This is a genomic window from Devosia sp. BK, assembly GCF_032907385.1.
Lineage (GTDB): Bacteria > Pseudomonadota > Alphaproteobacteria > Rhizobiales > Devosiaceae > Devosia.
The window spans coordinates 201,539-219,811 of sequence record NZ_JAIMBX010000002.1; the positions used below are offsets into that span (position 1 = coordinate 201,539).

The following is an 18,273-nucleotide window of genomic DNA, read 5'->3' on the forward strand; positions in this document are numbered from 1 at the left end:
TCAGTCCCCTCGTCCATCGACATGGTCGGAACCGGAAAGCCCGCGCGAAGCGAGCAGCACGACGAGGAACAAAGCCGTCATGGCAAAGCCGATGACGATGGCGGTCAGCACCAGCGCTTGCGGTACCGGGTCGGTATAGTCGGCGATATTGGCGTCAGCTCCGGACAGAATAGGCGCGGCATCCGTCCGCAACCGGCCCATGGCGAGGATGAAGAGATTGACCGCGTAGGAGACGAGCGAGAGCCCGATGATCACCTGGAACGTGCGCGGGCGCAGGATCAGGTAGACGCCGGAAGCCGAGAGAACGCCGATGGCGATGGCGAGGGTCAGTTCCATTTGTCGAGCCCCACACGCTGCTTGGGCTTGCTTGAGCCTGCGGCCTTCGGTCGGCGGATGGACTGGTGCGCAAGGGCGATGAGCATGAGCACAGCCGCGCCGACGACGAGCGCAAAGACGCCGAGATCAAAGAGCAGCGCCGTCGCCATCGGCACTTTCCCGATCAGCGGCAGATCGGCATAGGCAAAGGCCGAAGTGAGGAACGGATGCCCGAGCACCATGGCTCCAAGCCCGGTCAGGAGTGCGAGCAACAGGCCCCAGCCGATCCAGAGCACCGGCAGGATGCGCAGCCGTTCTTCGACCCACCGCGTACCCCCCGCCATATATTGGAGGATGAAGGCCAGCGACATGATGATGCCGGCAATGAAGCCACCACCGGGCAGATCATGGCCGCGAAGGAACATGAAAAGCGCGATGACGATCACGACGGGGAACATCCAGTTCATGATCAGCGAGGGGATGCGCAGGAAATCGTCGGCCACGTGCTGGCTTGCCCCAGGCGCATAATCATCGAGCATGCGCTGCTGTTCTGGCCGCTCGGCACTGTCCGAGGCCGGGCGGAAACGACGGAGGAGACCAAAGACGGTCAACGCTACGACGCCCAGCACGGTGATTTCTCCCATGGTGTCAAAGCCGCGGAAATCGACCAGCATGACATTGACGACATTAGTGCCGCCGCCTTCCTTATAGGCATTGGCGAGGAAGAAGTCCGAAATGCCCTCGGGCGCAGCGCGGGTCATGATGGTATAGCTCGCTACCGCCGTGCCAAGCCCGACAAGGGCGGCAAGGCCAACGTCGCGATAGCGGCGGAATCGCGCGGCGATCGGCGTCGCCTCGGCAAAGGGACTGCGCTTGGGGAGCCAACGAAGGCCGAGAAGGATCAGCACGGTCGTCGCGATTTCGGCCAGAAGCTGAGTGAGCGCCAGATCCGGCGCCGAGAACCAGGCAAAGGTCAAACAGGTCGCAAGCCCCGCCCCGCCCATCAGGATCATGGACGCCAGCCGGTGGAACTTTGCCTGCTGCGCGGCAGCGAGCGCACTGATGCCACCGACCAACCAGACGAGACCGAGCACCGGATCGAAATTGCTCGGCAGCGGCAGATTGCCAAGGCGGGTCCAGCCTGCGCCGACACCTGCCGCGAGCGCCAGAAAGACCACGGTGAAAATCTGCGGCTGCAAACGCTGCGTGCCGAAAGCGCCGACGACATGCCGCGCCCAACGATTGGTGGCCGTCACCAGCAACCGCTCGAACACGCGCTGTCCGCGCAGGCCACGGGTCAGCGGCACGCCATCGATATTCCGGAGCCTCCGGTAATAGGGCACGTAGATGACGACCCCACCGACAAGAGCAATGATGCTCATGATCAGCGGCAGGTTGAACCCGTGCCAGACCGAAAGGCTATAATAGGGCGTTTCCCCGCCCAGAACGGAATGCACCGCCGCAGCCAGAAACGGTCCGATGGTGATGCCAGGAATAATCCCGACGGCAAGGCAGAGAAGGACCAGAATTTCGATCGGACGGCGCATCAGCGCCGGAGGTTCATGCGGCACGACATCGAGCTCTGTCGGCGGCGGCCCGAAGAACACGCCATGCACGAACTTGATCGAATAGGCGACGCTGAGCATGCCGGCGAGCGTCGCGCCGATCGGCAGCGAGAGATTGACGAAGATATTGGGGTCGAACTCGGCCGTCTCGGTAAAGAACATTTCCTTGGATAGGAAACCGTTCAGAAGCGGCACACCGGCCATCGCGCCACTTGCGATGATCGCCAGCGTCGCGGTGAACGGCATATATTTGCGAAGGCCACTGAGCTTGGTCACATCGCGCGTGCCGGTCTCGTGGTCGATGATGCCCACGGCCATGAACAGCGAAGCCTTGAAGGTCGCGTGATTGGCGATGTGGAAGATGGCAGCGACGGCCGCGAGCGGCGTACCCATGCCGAGGAGCGTCGTGATCAGCCCCAGATGGGAAATGGTGGAGTAGGCGAGGAGCCCCTTGAGGTCGCGCTGGAACAGCGCGGTATAGGCCCCGAAGAGCAGCGTCGCGAGCCCCGTATAGGTGACGATCCAGAACCAGAGCTGGTGATCGTGCATCACCGGCCAGAAGCGCGTGAGGATAAAAACGCCCGCCTTCACCATCGTGGCCGAATGGAGATAGGCCGAAACCGGCGTCGGCGCCGTCATGGCGTTTGGCAACCAGAACTGGAACGGAAACTGCGCGCTCTTGGTGAAGGCTCCAAGGAGGAACAGCACCAGCAGCACCGGATAGAGCGGGCTCTCGACGATCATCGAGCCCGAGGCCAGCACATCGTCGAGATCGTAGCTGCCGACGATATGCCCGATCAGCATCATGGCGACGAAAAGCGCGAGCCCGCCCGTGCCGGTGATGATCAGGGCCATGCGCGCGCCATCACGCGCTTCGCCGCGGTGATACCAGTAGCCGATAAGTAGGAACGAGACGAGGCTCGTCAGCTCCCAAAAGATCGCAAGCTGGATGACATTGCCGGAGAGAACCAGGCCCAGCATGGCCCCCATGAAGGCCAGCAGCAGCGAGTAAAAGCGCGCGATCGGATCCTTCGGCGACATATAATAGCGCGCATAAAGCACGACCATGAGCCCGATGCCGGTGATGAGCACCGTAAAGAGCCAAGCGAGGCCATCCATGCGCAGCGTGATGTCGAGCCCGAATTGTGGAATCCACTCGGTGCGCGTGACCAGCGCCTGCCCATCCGCCACTTGCGGAAAGAGCAGAAGAGTAAGGATCGTGAGAATGGCGGCAACCGCTGCGGTGATCCAGACGGCGCCCCTGTTTCGTCTGCCCGGAAGGGCAAGAACGAGCACACTTGCCAGAAATGGCAGAATGCAAAGCAAGGGAAGGGCGAAGTCAGTGGGGATGGCAGGCAGGGGTGTCAGTCCTTTGGCTTCGAATCTCTACTCAAGGTATAGGGATGCATATCCGGCGTGAGAAGCTTAAATTGGGGTGAACTTGCGCGCCACTGTCTGACGCAGTCGTTTCACGGCTCAGAACTGCCCCGGCCAGGACTATACTATCCCACTATAAGCCATGGAATTCAGGGGTTACGCGCTTGATTCAATGCCTGAAAGCGATGCTCGGGGGGACGACGATTTGTCGCCATCCCAAAAGCCCTCGGGGATAACCCTTAGCGGTTCTCGATCGAGACCAAATCCTGAGCGGCTACGCTCGTGACGCTCTGTGCGCCAACCGTCATCACCCCAACGAGACCAAACAAGGTCACGACGGCAGCAACGACACCGGTGCGCACGCGCATGATCTGGCCATGCAGCAAGGGCAGCGTCGAAAGGACGAGAACGAGGATGACCGTCGGCGCGATCAATTGCTCTGCCTCGGCCCACCCGCTCAACCCCAGGTCCCAAAGCGCCCAGGCGAGCGTCATCAGATAAGTGACGAGATAAGACCAGAAGGCAAGGCTATCGCGCTTGAAGAGCAGAGAGCCCGTGATGATCAGCCCGGCGCCCGCAGGCAGATAATACCACGAGAGCCCCGAAACGAAGAGCCAGGCGCCACTCGCCGCAACCGGCAGGCCGATGAGAACGAGAACGACGCCCAGCGCCATCGGCCACCAACCGCCGCGCTTTTTTCTCGACGCGTCCACGCGTTGATGCGTTCCCATCATTCGGTCTCCATACTTAACGAGGGCCGAACGTCTCAATGCCGCCACAGTTCCGCCACGCTTGGAATTTTTGCGCGAGCGCGATTAACTATCCCCCATTAGCCCAGGTTACAGAGGTCAAAACTGACGCAATAACCCGCCCTCGCCCTCGCTACAGCATGGTTAACGCATTTAGCCTAAATTAATGGGGCCGCAGTAAAAGGAAGTACTCTACCTTCCCCTTGGAACTGCGACGTGCGTCTGTCCGATATAAAAATCCGCAATAAAGTCTTCATGGTCGCAGGCGTTCCCGTTCTACTCGGTGTGGCCCTTGGCGGCATCTCGCTTTGGGGCCTGTCGCGCATGGAGCAGGCCGCCTGGTGGGTCGATCACACGACGCACGTCATCCACGACGCCGATGCCATCGTATCCTCCGCCGTCGACATGGAAACCGGCATGCGCGGCTTTGCCATTTCAGGCGAAGACGCTTTCCTCGAACCCTACACCGCCGGCAAGGCCAAGTTCGCCGATCTGGTCGACAAACTCCAGCAGACCGTCGCCGACAACCCCGCCCAGGTTCAGCGCCTGACCGAAGCGGAAGCCGTGATGACCGACTGGCAGACCAAGGTCGCGGAAACCCAGATCGCCATGCGCCGCACGGTCGGCACCACCGCAACCATGGACGATGTCGTGACCTTCGACGCCAATGCCGGCGGCAAGGCCTTTTTCGACAAGTTCCGCGGCATCATGCAGACCTTTATCGACGCTGAATCGAGCCTGATGGACACGCGTCAGGCCGATAATGACGCCACCGTCGACGCCACATTCTGGTCGGTCCTCGCCGGCATGATCGCGGCCGTCGTCCTCGGCATCGCCGGCGCAATCGGCATCGGGAGCAATATTTCGAGCCCGGTCTCGCGCCTGACCAAAGCCATGCGCGAGATTGCCGGCGGCAATTTCGCAACCGAAGTCGAAGGCGCCAAGCGTCGCGACGAAATCGGGGCCATGGCCGAGGCAACGCTGGTCTTCCGCGACAATGGTCTCAAGATCGCCGAGATGACCAAGGAAGAAGCCCGTCGCCTCGTGACCGACAAGCAAGACCGCGCCAAGATGATGGCCGAGCTTCAAAATGCCTTCGGCACCGTGGTCGATGCCGCCGTTGCCGGCGATTTTTCCAATCGCGTCACGGCCGAATTCCCCGACAAGGAACTCAACACTCTCGCAGCCAGCGTCAACCAGCTCGTCCAGACCGTCGATAGCGGCCTTGCTGAGACCAGCTCCGTTCTCGGCAAGATCGCCGAAGCCCAACTGACGAGCCGCGTCCGCGGCAATTATCAGGGCGCATTCGGCCGCCTCAAGGACGACACCAATGCCGTCGCCGATAAACTGACCGACATCGTCGGCCAGCTCCGCAACACCTCCGGCGCCCTGCGCCAGGCAACCGGCGAAATCCTCTCGGGCGCCAATGATCTTGCCGAACGCACCAGCAAGCAGGCCGCTGCCGTCGAGGAAACCAGCGCCGCCATGGAACAGCTCGCCTCGACCGTCGTCGAAAACGCCAAGCGCGCCGAAGCCGCCAGCCATCGCGCCGGCAGCGTCTCGACCATGGCCGAGGAAGCCGGCACGGTCATGCGCGCCTCCAACGACGCCATGCAGCGCATCAGCTCCTCGTCGTCGCGCATTTCCAACATCATCGGCCTCATCGACGACATCGCCTTCCAGACCAATCTGCTTGCGCTCAACGCTTCGGTCGAAGCCGCGCGCGCGGGCGATGCCGGCAAGGGTTTTGCGGTGGTCGCCGTCGAAGTGCGCCGCCTCGCCCAATCGGCTGCCAATGCCTCGTCCGAGGTCAAAACGCTGATCGAACAATCCGCCGGCGAAGTCTCGGGCGGCGAGCGCCTCGTTGCCGAAGCGACGGAAAAGCTCAGCCAGATGCTGATCGGCGTCAAGGAAAGCGCCACGCTGATCTCGGACATTTCCCTCGCCAGCCGCGAGCAGTCCTCTTCCATTTCGGAAGTCAGCACCGCAATCCGCCAGATGGACGAGATGACCCAGCACAATGCGGCTCTCGTCGAAGAAACCAATGCCGCGATCGAACAGACCGAGCGCCAGGCCGGCGAACTCGACATGATCGTCGATGTCTTCGAACTCGGCGATCCGAAATCCACGACGTCGCGTTCGGCCGAACCGCGTCAACAACCCTCGGCGCGCCGCGCGGCCAAGACTTTCCTGAGCCAAGGCAATGCAGCCGTCTCGCAAGATTGGAGTGAATTCTGATGTCGAGCTTTACCGAAGTCGGCGAACCAACCGGCGCTGAACTCCAACCCGTCAAAAGCCTTGCGAACCAGTTCGTGACCTTCACCTCCGGCGAGCGCAGCTTTGGCATCGACATCATGAGCGTGCGCGAAATTCGCGGCTGGTCTCCGGTCACCGAACTGCCCTCCCAGCCCTTTTCGGCCATCGGCGTTCTCGATATTCGTGGCAAGATCGTGCAGGTCTACGATCTCCAGCGCATCCTTGGCGGCCATAGCGGCGGCAATGAAGCGACCAATCGCGTGGTGCTCGTCGTTTCGCTCGCCAATCAGGATGTGGGCCTGCTCGTCGATGCTGTCTCCGACATCGTCTTCGCCCAGCCCGACGACATCCGCCCCCTCCCCGGCAAGGATCGGAGCACCGAAGACGGCTTCGTCTCCTTCATGGTCAAGATCCAGGATCGCCTGATCAGCATCCTCAACCTGCCGGCGCTCTTTCCCGCCGAAATGGAAAGCTACCACTGACCAGCAGGTTCAAAGTCCGATCCCATGCACCCCCGTCCTCTCCAAGGGCGGGGTTTTTGCATTTTACGGCGCTGCTCGTTCAGACCGCCGCGACCTCGATCGTCACATGCGACAGGTCGTGAATACCGGCCAGCCGTGCCTTGTAGACACTGATCGGCTGTGGGTTCGTCGAAACGAGCGAGACGATGGCACCATGATGGCCCGGCCCAAGCTGCCAGATATGGAGGTCCGTGATCGTGTCTCCATCCACTGCGAGGATCGCGCGGATTTCGTCAGGCAGGTCTTCGCCGCTCGGGATATAGTCGAGCAGCACCCCGCCGGCATCGCGCATCAAGCCCCATGACCAGCGGGCAATGACCAGGCCGCCGACCACGCCCATTGCTGGATCCATCCAGTTCCAGCCGTAAAGACTGCCGAGCACCAGCGCCGCAATGGCGAGCACCGATGTCAGCGCATCGGCCAAGACATGCAGATACGCCGCACGCAGGTTGTTGTCTGCGGCGGGCGCGTGATGGTCATGGGTATGCCCGTGATCATGATGGTGATCGTGGTGATGCCCGTGCCCATGATGATGGTGCGAATGGTCATCGCGAAGCAGCCAGGCGCAGAGGAGGTTCACGCCGAGGCCAATAACGGCGACCGAAATGGCCTGCGGGAAATTGATCGCCACCGGGTTATAAAACCGCAGCACGCTTTCCCAGCCGATCAAGAGGGCGACAAGCGCCAACACCACAGCGCTGGCAAAGCCGGCAAGGTCGCCGAGTTTGCCCGTGCCAAACGTGAACCGCGGATTGCGCGCGTTCTTGCGGGCAAAGAGATAAGCGAGCGCTGCGATCAGCATCGCGGCGGCATGGGTGGACATGTGCCAGCCATCCGCCACCAAGGCCATCGAGCCATAGATGGAACCAGCCGTGATTTCGACCACCATCATGGTGGCGGTGATGGCAATCACCAGCCACGTCCGGCGCTCATTGCGCTCATGGTTGTCGCCGAGGAAAAAATGCTCGTGCGGGCTATCGAGGCGCGTAGCGGATTCGCTCATTTCAGATAAGTCCCGAGAATCTGGATCAATTCCTCGCCACCCTGCTGGCGTTCCGCCTCGGAAGCAGGCTCGAGCACGTGATGACGGATATGATCCTCCATCAGTTCGGTGGTCAGGCCGTTCATCGCCCCCCGCACCGAGGCGACGAGTTGCAGCACATCGGCGCAACCCAACTCCGCCTCGAGCGCCCGCTCGATCGCTTCCATCTGCCCCTTGAGGCGCCGAACCCGAGCAAGAAGCTTGGTCTTGTTTTCAACTGTATGCGACATAGCATAGGGGGGTATGCTAAATTTTGTCCTGGCGCAAGATATCTCGACCGCAGCGCGCATGTGTTGGATTGGGAGTTTGCAGCGAGTAAAACCGCTCTAAACGGCGTCCGGACTCAGGCGCTGGGACAACGCGGGCGATCGTCAGTAAGTCATACGCGTTCACGAGCGATGATGACCGAGGCTTTCGCCTCGATCATCAAACCCGTCCGTCAATCGTGAAACTAGCCAAATCGGCTGAATGCCGGGCGAGGACGCATCTGCGCCCGCAAAGCGAACAGTGCCAGCGCCACAGCGGGAAATAGGGCACCAACCCAACCGAGATCATTGACCGTACCGAACTGCAGCACCAATCCACCTATCAACGACCCTGCGGCAATGCCCAGATAAAGCGCAGACGCATTGAGCGAGAGCACGAGTGGCGCACTGGCCGGCGACAAGCTGAGCAAATGGCTCGACTGCGGCGGGAAAAACCCCCAGCCTGCGACGCCCCATAGAAACACGACGCCAAAGAACACCGGTCCCGCAACCGTGGTCGGCAGCACGGTCACCTCGGAAATAGCGAGCTGCAGCACCACCATCAGGGTGACGGTGCCCAAGATGGTCCGGTTTGGCCCAAGGCGATCTGCCAACTGCCCGCCGATAAAATTGCCGATCGCCGCGCCGATGCCGAATGTCAGCAAAACTGCAGGCACCAGACTCTTTGGCAGTCCCACGCTCTGGGTCGTGATCGAGGCGAGGTAGATGATGATGACGAAGGCCCCGGTCATGGTCAGCCAGGTGGTCAGAAGAGCCGGGGGCACACCGGGCAAGGCAATCGCGCCAACCCGCTGCCGCAGCGACAGTGGCGCACCACGAAGGCCTGCGGGCAGCATGACCCATAGGGCAAGGGCCGCCACGATACCAAAGCCCGCCACCATGAAATACGCGCCGCGCCACCCGAGCGCGCCGCCGACAAAGGCGCCGAGGGGCGCGCCGAAAGCCACGGCCATGGTCGTACCGCCAACGATGACTGAAATGGCACGCGCGCGATGATCGGGCGACACGATCGCGACCCCGGTCGCTTGCGCCGTAGCGCTATAAAGCCCGGCCGAGAAGGCCATGAGGACCCGCGCCGCCATCAGATCAAAGTAGCCGTGCGAGAGCGCGGCACCCAAGGCGGAAGCAGAAAAGACCAGCGCGGCCACCGTCAGCGTGCGGCGCCGATCGACCGTCCCCGTCAGCGCTGCGAGCACCGGCGCGCCAAACGCATTGGCGAGGGCAAAGACCAGCACGAGATAGCCTGCTTGGGTCAGCGACACGCCGGTCGACTCGGCGATCTGCGGCAAGAGGCTGGCGATGCCAAAACTTTCTGCGCCGATGGCGAAGGTGCCGACGGCAAGCCAGATCAAACGGATATCCATGATGAAACCCATAGTTCAAAATTCATTGAACCTTTGGACCTCTATTACCAAACCTGTCAAGCGAAAGTTCAAAAGTTCTTGAACATTGAATACGGTCTAAAGATGGGCTACGTGTTTGGCATGACCTTCCTTCCGCACCCCGATACCGAACAGATCACCTTGGCCAATGTACTGACCGCCTTGGGTGACGAGACAAGGCTCGCCATCATCGGCCATCTCGCGCGCAACGAAGAAAATGCCATGACCTGCGGGCAGTTTCTCGATCTCGGCTCGAAGACTTCGCTGAGCTACCACCTCGCCAAATTGCGCGAGGCCGGCGTGGTCCATGTGCGCCCCGAAGGCACCAAACGCTTCGTGACCCTGCGCCGCGTGGATCTCGACGCGCGTTTCCCGGGCTTTCTCGATACGATCGTCGCCACGACACGCCACCTGCCCTTCGCCTGCCGCGATGGCAACGTTCTGACGCACGCACAGCTAGCCGAGGTCGGCACATCATAAGCGTAGAGCCGACTTCAGGGTCGCAATTGCAAAAGTGTGGGAAGGAAACTGGCGGAGAGAGAGGGATTCGAACCCCCGATGGAGTTGCCCCCATGCCGCATTTCGAGTGCGGTGCATTCAACCGCTCTGCCATCTCTCCGCGAGATCGAAAAGGGAGTGTTTAAACTCCCGGCCGGTCGATACGGGGCGGCTTATGGCATAGGCCGCGCCGGGCTGCAACACCCCTTGTTGAGTGCACGCACAGAAACGCGCGGGTCCTTGCCTGATAACAATCTCGTGCTGCCCGATCTTATCGCGCGCTATCACGTTGAGGTTCCGTCAAATAGTGTCACATTTGAGAGAGAACCCGATGTTCACGCGCCGCTCTGTGGTTGCCGGTCTCGCCAGCTTGCCAATGGCCGGACTTGCCGCCAATCTCCTGGCCCCCACCTTTGCCACAGCCCAGGATCAAACCATGCCCGAAACCATCGCCACCAGCGAAGGCGACCTGATCATTCACCCGGTCGAACATGCCAGTCTCGTCCTCGAATGGGGTGGCAAGGTCATCTATGTCGATCCCGTCGGCGGCGCGGCCCTTTATGAAGCCCTGCCCAAGCCAACCGCCATCCTCATCACCCACGGCCATGGCGACCATTTTGACGTGCCGACGCTCGAAGCCATCGCCGGCTCCGTGCCGCTTCTCACCAATCAGGACGTTTTCGACAAGCTGCCCGAAGCCCTCAAGGCCAATGCCAAATCCATCGCCAATGGCGAAGATGGCGAACTCGATGGCATCAAACTCAAGGCCATCGCCGCGCACAACACCACCGCCGACCGCATGAACTACCACCCCGTCGGCGTCGGCAATGGCTATGTGCTGACCCTCGGCGACAAGCAGATCTACATCGCCGGCGACACCGAGCCGACCGAGGAGATGCTGGCCCTGACCGACATCGACGTCGCCTTCCTCCCGATGAACCTGCCCTATACCATGACCCCCGACCAGGCCGTCGAGGCGATCAACACCTTCAAGCCGGGCATCGTCTATCCCTACCACTATGGCGAGAGCGATCTCTCCCCGCTTGAAACCGGCGTCGGCGACCACACCGAAGTGCGCCTCCGCAACTGGTATCCCAACGGGCAAGGCTGACCTTTCAGGCGCCGTTCAATCCCATACGGCGCTTGACTCTTCCGGCCTTTTTCACGATAAGCCCCCGATCCCACGCGCACCGGTCCAACCTGTGCGCTGGTTTTGTTTGAAAACGCTGCTCGAGGCTGCCGGCCAAAATCTTGGCCTACACCCGTAAAAACCGCGAAAAAGCTGGCATGAAAGCCGCGGTGCCGCAGGGCGCGACAGAAAAGGGACCGGGCGTCAAAAACGTTCGGTTGTGCATATGACTTTTGCAGTCATCAAGACGGGCGGCAAGCAGTACAAGGTTGCTGCCAATGACGTCATCAAGATCGAAAAGCTCGACGCCGAAGCCGGCGACATCGTCACCTTTGACGAAGTCCTCATGGTTGGCGATGTGATTGGTGCTCCGCTGGTGGAAGGCGCACTCGTTGCTGCCGAGCTGGTCGAGACCAAGAAGCAGAAGACCGTCATCATCTTCAAGAAGCGCCGTCGCCACAATTCGCGTCGCCGCAACGGTCACCGCCAGCTGCTGACCACCGTGCGCGTCACGGAAATCCTGACCGGCGGCGCCAAGCCGACGATCCAGGCTGCTGCCAAGGCCGACACCACCGACTCCGTGACCGAAAAGGCCCCGGCCAAGAAGTCGGCTCCCAAGGCTGATGCCACGGACGCAACCGAAGCCAAGGCCGCTCCGAAGAAGGCTGCGCCCAAGAAGGCCGCTGCCGCTGAAGGCGAAACGGCTGACAAGCCGAAGAAGGCCCCGGCCAAGAAGGCCGCTCCCAAGGCCGATCAGGAATAAGAGGAAGCTAGACCATGGCACATAAGAAAGCAGGCGGTTCATCCCGCAACGGTCGTGATACCGCTGGCCGTCGTCTCGGCGTGAAGAAGTTCGGTGGCGAAGCTGTCATCGCCGGCAACATCATCATCCGTCAACGCGGCACCAAGTGGGCTGTCGGCACCGGTGTTGGCCTCGGTAAGGATCACACGATCTTTGCTCTGGTCGATGGCACCGTGGCGTTCCGCACCCGCGCGAACAATAAAGTACACGTGTCTGTCCTCCCGGCAGAGGCCGCCGAATAATCCGGCAGGCCTGACCAACCCGCCGGTGACCAGTTCCCCGGCAGCGTTTGGCGACACACCAGAACAGCGAAGGGGAACCGGCCAACCGGTTCCCCTTTTCGTTTCTGGAGAAATCTCATGACCATTGCTGCCCGCCGCCTCGCCGCCACCGCCCGCCCAGCCGCCGCTGCAGCAATGGCCACCACCCAAAATGCCGTGATCTCGACCAAATGGTCGGTCAGCGTCGTCGGTCTATCGTGCCTCAGGGACATATCCAGATGATCGCGCTCAAGCACCGCCTGCCTGAACGGATATCGACCGAGCGTCTGGTTCTCGTCCCGCCTGACCTCACCCATGTCCCGCGCATTGCCGCACTCGCCAATAATGAGCGGGTCCATCGCGTCATGTCGCGCCTGCCCTTCCCCTATAGCGAAGACGACGCGCTTTTCTTCATCAACGAGGTCGTGCCCGACCCGCAGGAAAAGTGCTTCGCCATTACCCTTGATGGCCAGTTCATCGGCGTCGTTGGCCTCAGCATGGGCCCGGACACCGCCCCGGAGCTCGGCTATTGGCTGGGCGAAGCCTATTGGAACCATGGCTATGCCACCGAAGCCGCCCGCGCGGTGATCGCGGCGGCCAAGGAGGCCGGAGCCACGAGCCTCAAATCCCGCGCCCTCATGAGCAATGCGCCCTCGCGAAACGTCCTCAAGAAGCTTGGCTTTATCGAGATCGGCGAAGGCACCGACCAGCAGGGCACGCTCATGGGCCAGTCCATCATGTTCATGCGGCTGGAGCTCGATCGGGAATGACCGAACTCCTCACTGATCGCTTGATCCTCCGCGCGCCGCGGCCCGAAGATGCGCCCTGCTACGCCCTGGGCGTCAGCGAATTTGCCGTTGCCCGCTGGCTGACCCCGGCGCCCTGGCCCTATACGCTCACCATGGCCCAGGACTTTCTCCGGACAGCGCCAGCACCCACGCCCGAAAAGTCGTTCTTCATCATCGAGCACAAAACCAAGGGCCTCATCGGCTGCGTCACGCTCGTTGATGAATTGGGCTTCTGGATTTCGCGCCCCCATTGGCATCGCGGCTATGGGTGCGAGGCCGCGACCGCGCTCATCGATTGGCATTTTGCCGAAACGAAGAACGAGGCGATCGCCTCGAGCGCCCACCGCAACAATGTCGCGTCCCTGCGCCTCAAGACCAAGCTCGGCTTTGTCGTCACCGGCAAGGAGATGCGGTTTTCCCAGGCGCTGCAGCACAATGTCGAACATGTAACGACCGCATTGAGCCGGCAAACCTGGGCGGCCAAAAGGATCGACTTATGCGCCTGAGAGATGCCCTGCCCGGAGAAATCGCCACGAAACGCTTGCGCCTGCGCCAGCCCGTCCTGACCGATCTCGATGCCCTTGTCGAGGGCGTGAATAACTGGAAGGTGGTCGAGCCCACCGCCAGCCTGCCTTTCCCCTATCTGCCCGAGCACGGCATCGGCTTCATCGAACGTTTTGCCAAAAACCCCGAGCAACGGCCCTATGCCATTGCTCGCGCAGATGATGATCGGCTGATCGGCATTGTCGGCCTCAAGTTTAGCGATGGCAATCCGCCCGAGCTGGGCTATTGGGTCGCCGAATCCCATTGGGGCCAGGGATTTGCGCCCGAAGCGGTTGGCGGTCTTCTTGCCGCCGCGCGGCAAACGGGCATCGAAGCCATTCGCGCCCGGGTGTTGGTCTCCAACCCCGCTTCGCAACGCGTCCTCGAAAAATCGGGCTTTGCCGTCATCGAACATACCGAGAGCGTCGTCGAGCGTCATCGCGGCAAACCGCTCCTTGTGCTGGAGTGGCGCGGATGATGTTGCCCATCATCGAGACCGACCGGCTGATCCTCCGCGCGCCGCGCGCTCAGGATGCAGAGCCGATCGCCCATTACCTCAATGATTTCGACGTCGCGGGCAATCTCGCGCGCGTGCCGCATCCCTATTATCTCTCCGATGCCCAGGCCTGGCTCCGCACGCGCCATGTTGACGTCGACGTCGCCGATGCCAATTTCAGCATCGACGTGAAGGGTCAGGGCTATGCCGGCCATATCGGCTTTCATTCCGGTGCACTTGGTCCGGTGATTGGCTATTGGCTCGGCAAGCCCTTTTGGGGTCGTGGCATCATGACCGAAGCGGTGATCTCGGCGCTCGATTGGTTCTTCGCCACGAGCCGCGCACCGATCGTTTATTCCGGCGTTTTTCATTTCAACCAGGCTTCGCTGGCCATCCAGCACAAGCTCGGCTTTACCGAAACAGGACGAAGCGCTCTCCTCTGCCTTGCGCGCGAGGCAGAGGTGGAGCATATCGACACACAATTGACGCTTGGCGTCTGGAAGGCACGACGCACATGAAATTTCTCGATCAGGCCAAGATCTATATCAAGTCCGGTGATGGTGGCGGCGGCTCCGTCAGCTTTCACCGCGAGAAGTTCATCGAATTCGGCGGCCCCGATGGCGGCAATGGCGGCCGCGGCGGCGATGTCGTCGCCGTCTGCTCGGAAGGCCTCAATACACTGATCGACTTCCGCTACGCCCAGCACTTCCGTGCCCCGACCGGTACCCATGGCATGGGCAAGAACCGCGCTGGCGCCAATGGCGAAGATATCGTCTTGCGCGTGCCCAAGGGCACCCAGATTTTTGAGGAAGACCAGGAAACCCTGATCGCCGATTTCACCGAAATCGGCCAGCGCGTCGTGCTGCTTAAAGGCGGCAATGGCGGCTTCGGCAACGCTTACTTCAAGACCTCGTCCAATCAGGCGCCCCGCCACGCCAATCCCGGCCAGTTGGGCACCGAAAAGGGCATCTGGCTGCGCCTCAAACTGATCGCTGATGCCGGTCTCGTCGGCCAGCCCAATGCCGGCAAGTCGACCTTCCTGGCGTCGGTTTCGGCCGCCAAGCCCAAGATTGCCGATTACCCGTTTACGACCCTTCACCCCAATCTTGGCGTCGTTCGCGTCGGCGAGCGTGAATTCGTCCTCGCCGACATTCCCGGCCTCATCGAAGGCGCCAGCGAAGGCATCGGCATCGGCGACCGCTTCCTCGGCCATATCGAGCGCTGCGGCGTGCTCATCCATCTGATCGACGGCACCAATGACGACGTCGCCCACGTCTATAAAGCCGTGCGCTATGAACTCGCCGCCTATGCTGACGTCCTGGCCGACAAGCCCGAAATCGTCGTCCTCAACAAGATCGACGCCCTGACGCCCGAAGAGCTCAAGGACAAGGTCAAGGCGCTCAAAAAAGCCAGCAAGGCCGAAGTTCACACCATCTCCGGCGCCACCGGCGAAGGCGTCGAAAAAGTACTGTTCGCCGTCCTTTCCATCATCGACGAAAGCCGCGCCGAAGAAGTCGAGGCCCTCGCGCCCAAGACGGAAGAAAAGTGGACCCCCTGATGGGCAAAGCCGCAGCATTTGGACTGGATATCCGCACGAGCGGCCAGCCCCTCCTCTCTTATTCCTCTCCCACTTGGGGAGAGGTGGCCCGGCCCTTGGCCGGGTCGGTGAGGGGTCTTCCTCTTGCTCGGTGTCTGCAACAAGCCCCCTCACCCGTCTCGCCCTGCGGGCGATCCACCCTCTCCCCAAGTGGGAGAGGAATAGACAGTATGCGCCGCACCATTCTTCTCCCTCTCGGGGAGAAGGTGGCGCGAAGCTCACCGAATTCGCATTTGGGAAATCGGTTGGGATGAGCGGACCCTGACATGACCAACGCCCTCGCCCCCTATCGCCGCATTACCATCAAGATCGGCTCCGCTCTCCTTGTCGATAAATCGGGCAAGCTGCGCAAAGCCTGGCTCGATGATCTCGCCGAAGACATCGCCGCTCTCAAATCCGAGGGCCGCGATATCGTCGTCGTCTCCTCGGGCGCCATCGCCCTTGGCCGCGGGCTCCTTGGCCTCTCCGCCCTCTCCCTCACGCTCGAACAATCCCAGGCCGCTGCCAGCGCCGGGCAGATCGCGCTCTCGCAAGCCTGGGCCGAAGCGCTCGCGCGCCATTCCATCGTTACCGGTCAGATCCTCATCACCCCAAACATCACCGAAGAGCGCCGCTACTATCTCAATGCGCGCACCACGGTGACGACCCTTCTCGGCCTCGGCGCCATCCCGATCTTCAACGAGAACGATAGCGTCGCCACCGCCGAAATCCGCTATGGCGACAATGATCGCCTCTCGGCCCGCGTCGCGACCATGATCGAAGCCGATTGCCTCGTGCTCCTCTCCGACATCGACGGTCTCTATACCGCCCCGCCGGCCAAAGACCCGAACGCGCAGCATATTCCCGTGGTCGAAGCCATCACGCCGGCCATCGAAGCCATGGCCGGGGGTGCCGCAAGCCATCTCTCGCGCGGCGGCATGACCACCAAGGTCGAAGCCGGCAAGATCGCGACCCTCGCCGGCACCGCCATGATCATCGCCAAGGGCACCGAAACCCATCCGCTAAAAATCCTGACGGAAGGCGGCCGGCATACGCTCTTCCACCCCGCCCGCTCGCGCGCGCAGGCGCGAAAGCGCTGGATCATGGGCACGCTCACCGTCGCCGGTACCTTGCAGGTCGATGCTGGCGCGGCGGGCGCTTTAAAAAATGGCCGCTCGCTTCTGCCGATCGGTGTCACCAAAATTACTGGCACCTTCGATCGTGGCGATGCCCTCGCTATTCTCGATCCTGATGGCCGCGAAATCGCCCGTGGCCTTGCCGGGCTCGACAGCGAGGATGCCCGCCTCGTCATGGGCAAGCGCAGCAATACGATGGTCGAATTGCTTGGCAGCGGCAATCGCGCCGAGATGATCCATCGCGACAATATGGTACTCACGGCAGCCGTCGAGGAGATGACCCAATGATCTCAGCCGAAATCCTGTCGGGCGACCTCCCTGCCATCATGCTCGATCTCGGGCGCAAGGCGCGCGCCGCGGCCTCAAAGCTTGCGACCGCCAGTGCCGAGCGCAAGCATGCAGCCCTGATCGGTGCCGCCCAGGCGGTCAATGACCACCAGGCCGAAATCCTCGCCGCCAATGCGCTCGACATGGAAAATGCCCGTGCCAAAGGCATGACCCAGGCCTTCCAGGATCGCCTGCTTCTCACCGAAGCGCGCCTCAATGGTATCGTCGACGCGCTGCGCACCATTGCCGAACTGCCCGATCCCGTTGGCTCGATCATTGCCGAATGGGACCGGCCCAATGGCCTTCACATCGAGCGTGTCCGCACCCCGCTCGGCGTTATCGGCGTCATCTACGAAAGCCGCCCCAATGTTACGGCCGATGCCGGTGCGCTTTGCCTCAAATCGGGTAATGCCGTTATCCTCCGCGGCGGCAGCGATAGCGCCCACTCCTCACGCGCCCTCGTCGATTGCCTCCGCCTCGGCCTCAAGCAGGCGGGCCTTCCCGAAGACGGTATCCAGCTTGTCCCCACCTCCGATCGCGCCGCCGTCGGCGAAATGCTGACGGGGCTTTCGGGCAATATCGACGTGATCGTCCCCCGTGGCGGCAAGTCGCTCGTTGCCCGCGTCCAGTCCGAAGCGCGTGTCCCGGTCTTTGCCCATCTAGAAGGGCTCGTCCACGTCTATATCGATCGATCAGCCGATCTCGAAAAGGCCGTCTCGATCACGCTCAATTCCAAGATGCGCCGTACCGGCATTTGCGGCGCCGCCGAGACCCTCCTCGTCCACAAGGACGTCGTCTCGACCCACCTCAAGCCCGTGCTTGACGCCCTTGCAACCAAAGGGTGCCAGATTCGCGGCGATGCGGCGCTCAACGCTACCGGAATGGTAACAGTTTTGGCCACCGAGGAAGACTGGCGTACCGAATACGAAGACGCCATCATCTCGGTCAAAGTCGTCGACAGCATCGAAGACGCCATCGCCCATATCGAGCATTATTCCAGCCACCACACCGAAGCGATCATCGCCGAAGACCCTGTCGCCGTTGAGAAATTCTTCAACGAGATCGATAGTGCCATCCTCATGCACAACGCCTCGACCCAATTCGCCGATGGTGGCGAATTCGGTTTCGGCGGCGAAATCGGCATCGCCACCGGCAAGATGCACGCCCGCGGCCCCGTCGGCGTCGAACAGCTCACTTCCTTCAAATATCGCGTCCGCGGCACCGGCCAAGTCAGACCATAAACCC

Annotated in this window: 20 protein-coding genes and 1 tRNA gene; 14 read left to right on the forward strand and 7 right to left on the reverse strand. The window is 61.7% G+C overall.

The genetic code is table 11. The features are described from left to right. The 3 genes from DevBK_RS12835 to DevBK_RS12845 all read right to left on the reverse strand — a co-directional run bounded on the left by DevBK_RS12835 (position 1) and on the right by DevBK_RS12845 (position 3,988). Positions 1-336: a Na+/H+ antiporter subunit C gene (locus tag DevBK_RS12835; RefSeq protein ID WP_061908285.1), complete on the reverse strand. Its 336-nt coding sequence runs from the start codon at positions 334-336 to the stop codon at positions 1-3. Further along, a complete protein-coding gene (locus DevBK_RS12840; RefSeq protein ID WP_317186110.1) occupies positions 327-3,230 on the reverse strand; it encodes a monovalent cation/H+ antiporter subunit A in 2,904 nt (967 codons plus the stop codon). The genes DevBK_RS12835 and DevBK_RS12840 overlap by 10 nt, the downstream gene beginning before the upstream one ends. A 266-nt stretch (positions 3,231-3,496) precedes the next feature. Further along, positions 3,497-3,988 (reverse strand): hypothetical protein, encoded by a 492-nt coding sequence (locus DevBK_RS12845; RefSeq protein ID WP_317185738.1) that lies wholly within the window; start codon positions 3,986-3,988, stop codon positions 3,497-3,499. Between the two features lie 234 nt (positions 3,989-4,222). On the opposite strand from DevBK_RS12845, the gene DevBK_RS12850 reads away from it, so the two are divergent. Both DevBK_RS12850 and DevBK_RS12855 read left to right on the forward strand, forming a co-directional pair. Further along, positions 4,223-6,244 carry a methyl-accepting chemotaxis protein gene (locus DevBK_RS12850; RefSeq protein ID WP_317185739.1) on the forward strand — a complete coding sequence of 674 codons (2,022 nt, stop codon included), beginning with the start codon at positions 4,223-4,225 and terminating at the stop codon, positions 6,242-6,244. Continuing rightward, positions 6,244-6,744 carry a chemotaxis protein CheW gene (locus DevBK_RS12855; RefSeq protein WP_061908288.1) on the forward strand — a complete coding sequence of 167 codons (501 nt, stop codon included), beginning with the start codon at positions 6,244-6,246 and terminating at the stop codon, positions 6,742-6,744. Before DevBK_RS12850 ends, DevBK_RS12855 begins: the two co-directional genes overlap by 1 nt. A 79-nt stretch (positions 6,745-6,823) precedes the next feature. Here the strand turns inward: DevBK_RS12855 and dmeF are convergent, their stop codons facing one another. The 3 genes from dmeF to DevBK_RS12870 form a co-directional block, all read right to left on the reverse strand. Continuing rightward, complete coding sequence (gene dmeF / locus DevBK_RS12860) at positions 6,824-7,786, reverse strand: CDF family Co(II)/Ni(II) efflux transporter DmeF (protein ID WP_317185740.1); 963 nt, start codon at positions 7,784-7,786, stop codon at positions 6,824-6,826. Beyond that, positions 7,783-8,055 (reverse strand): metal/formaldehyde-sensitive transcriptional repressor, encoded by a 273-nt coding sequence (locus DevBK_RS12865; RefSeq protein WP_317185741.1) that lies wholly within the window; start codon positions 8,053-8,055, stop codon positions 7,783-7,785. Before DevBK_RS12865 ends, dmeF begins: the two co-directional genes overlap by 4 nt. A 221-nt stretch (positions 8,056-8,276) precedes the next feature. After that, the gene (locus DevBK_RS12870) at positions 8,277-9,455 is read right to left on the reverse strand and encodes an MFS transporter (protein WP_317185742.1); all 1,179 of its coding nucleotides are present in this window, start codon (positions 9,453-9,455) and stop codon (positions 8,277-8,279) included. 120 nt (positions 9,456-9,575) lie between these two features. Between DevBK_RS12870 and DevBK_RS12875 the strand changes: the two genes are divergently transcribed. Beyond that, positions 9,576-9,953 (forward strand): helix-turn-helix transcriptional regulator, encoded by a 378-nt coding sequence (locus tag DevBK_RS12875; RefSeq protein ID WP_317185743.1) that lies wholly within the window; start codon positions 9,576-9,578, stop codon positions 9,951-9,953. Positions 9,954-10,002: 49 nt separating this feature from the next. Here the strand turns inward: DevBK_RS12875 and DevBK_RS12880 are convergent. Next, positions 10,003-10,092 (reverse strand) — tRNA-Ser (locus tag DevBK_RS12880). Positions 10,093-10,302: 210 nt separating this feature from the next. Here DevBK_RS12880 and DevBK_RS12885 point away from each other — a divergent pair. The 11 genes from DevBK_RS12885 to DevBK_RS12935 all read left to right on the forward strand — a co-directional run bounded on the left by DevBK_RS12885 (position 10,303) and on the right by DevBK_RS12935 (position 18,269). Beyond that, on the forward strand, positions 10,303-11,082 hold the full coding sequence (locus DevBK_RS12885) for an MBL fold metallo-hydrolase (RefSeq protein ID WP_317185744.1): 780 nt from the start codon (positions 10,303-10,305) through the stop codon (positions 11,080-11,082). A gap of 244 nt (positions 11,083-11,326) precedes the next feature. Then, positions 11,327-11,863: a 50S ribosomal protein L21 gene (rplU, locus tag DevBK_RS12890; RefSeq protein ID WP_317185745.1), complete on the forward strand. Its 537-nt coding sequence runs from the start codon at positions 11,327-11,329 to the stop codon at positions 11,861-11,863. 14 nt (positions 11,864-11,877) lie between these two features. Next, positions 11,878-12,144 (forward strand): 50S ribosomal protein L27, encoded by a 267-nt coding sequence (rpmA, locus tag DevBK_RS12895; RefSeq protein WP_061908351.1) that lies wholly within the window; start codon positions 11,878-11,880, stop codon positions 12,142-12,144. A gap of 117 nt (positions 12,145-12,261) precedes the next feature. Next, the gene (locus DevBK_RS12900) at positions 12,262-12,405 is read left to right on the forward strand and encodes a hypothetical protein (RefSeq protein WP_317185746.1); all 144 of its coding nucleotides are present in this window, start codon (positions 12,262-12,264) and stop codon (positions 12,403-12,405) included. Then, complete coding sequence (locus tag DevBK_RS12905) at positions 12,402-12,932, forward strand: GNAT family N-acetyltransferase (protein WP_317185747.1); 531 nt, start codon at positions 12,402-12,404, stop codon at positions 12,930-12,932. Before DevBK_RS12900 ends, DevBK_RS12905 begins: the two co-directional genes overlap by 4 nt. Beyond that, on the forward strand, positions 12,929-13,456 hold the full coding sequence (locus DevBK_RS12910) for a GNAT family N-acetyltransferase (protein WP_317185748.1): 528 nt from the start codon (positions 12,929-12,931) through the stop codon (positions 13,454-13,456). Before DevBK_RS12905 ends, DevBK_RS12910 begins: the two co-directional genes overlap by 4 nt. Continuing rightward, positions 13,447-13,971, forward strand: a complete 525-nt coding sequence (locus tag DevBK_RS12915) for a GNAT family N-acetyltransferase (RefSeq protein ID WP_317185749.1) — start codon at positions 13,447-13,449, stop codon at positions 13,969-13,971. Before DevBK_RS12910 ends, DevBK_RS12915 begins: the two co-directional genes overlap by 10 nt. Beyond that, positions 13,968-14,507 (forward strand): GNAT family N-acetyltransferase, encoded by a 540-nt coding sequence (locus tag DevBK_RS12920; protein WP_062630653.1) that lies wholly within the window; start codon positions 13,968-13,970, stop codon positions 14,505-14,507. Before DevBK_RS12915 ends, DevBK_RS12920 begins: the two co-directional genes overlap by 4 nt. Next, positions 14,504-15,547 (forward strand): GTPase ObgE, encoded by a 1,044-nt coding sequence (gene obgE, locus DevBK_RS12925; RefSeq protein WP_317185750.1) that lies wholly within the window; start codon positions 14,504-14,506, stop codon positions 15,545-15,547. Before DevBK_RS12920 ends, obgE begins: the two co-directional genes overlap by 4 nt. 305 nt (positions 15,548-15,852) lie before the next feature. Beyond that, positions 15,853-16,989 carry a glutamate 5-kinase gene (gene proB, locus DevBK_RS12930; protein WP_317185751.1) on the forward strand — a complete coding sequence of 379 codons (1,137 nt, stop codon included), beginning with the start codon at positions 15,853-15,855 and terminating at the stop codon, positions 16,987-16,989. Next, entirely contained in the window at positions 16,986-18,269 is a 1,284-nt protein-coding gene (locus tag DevBK_RS12935; protein ID WP_317185752.1) for a glutamate-5-semialdehyde dehydrogenase, read from the forward strand. Before proB ends, DevBK_RS12935 begins: the two co-directional genes overlap by 4 nt. Positions 18,270-18,273 lie beyond the last annotated feature (4 nt).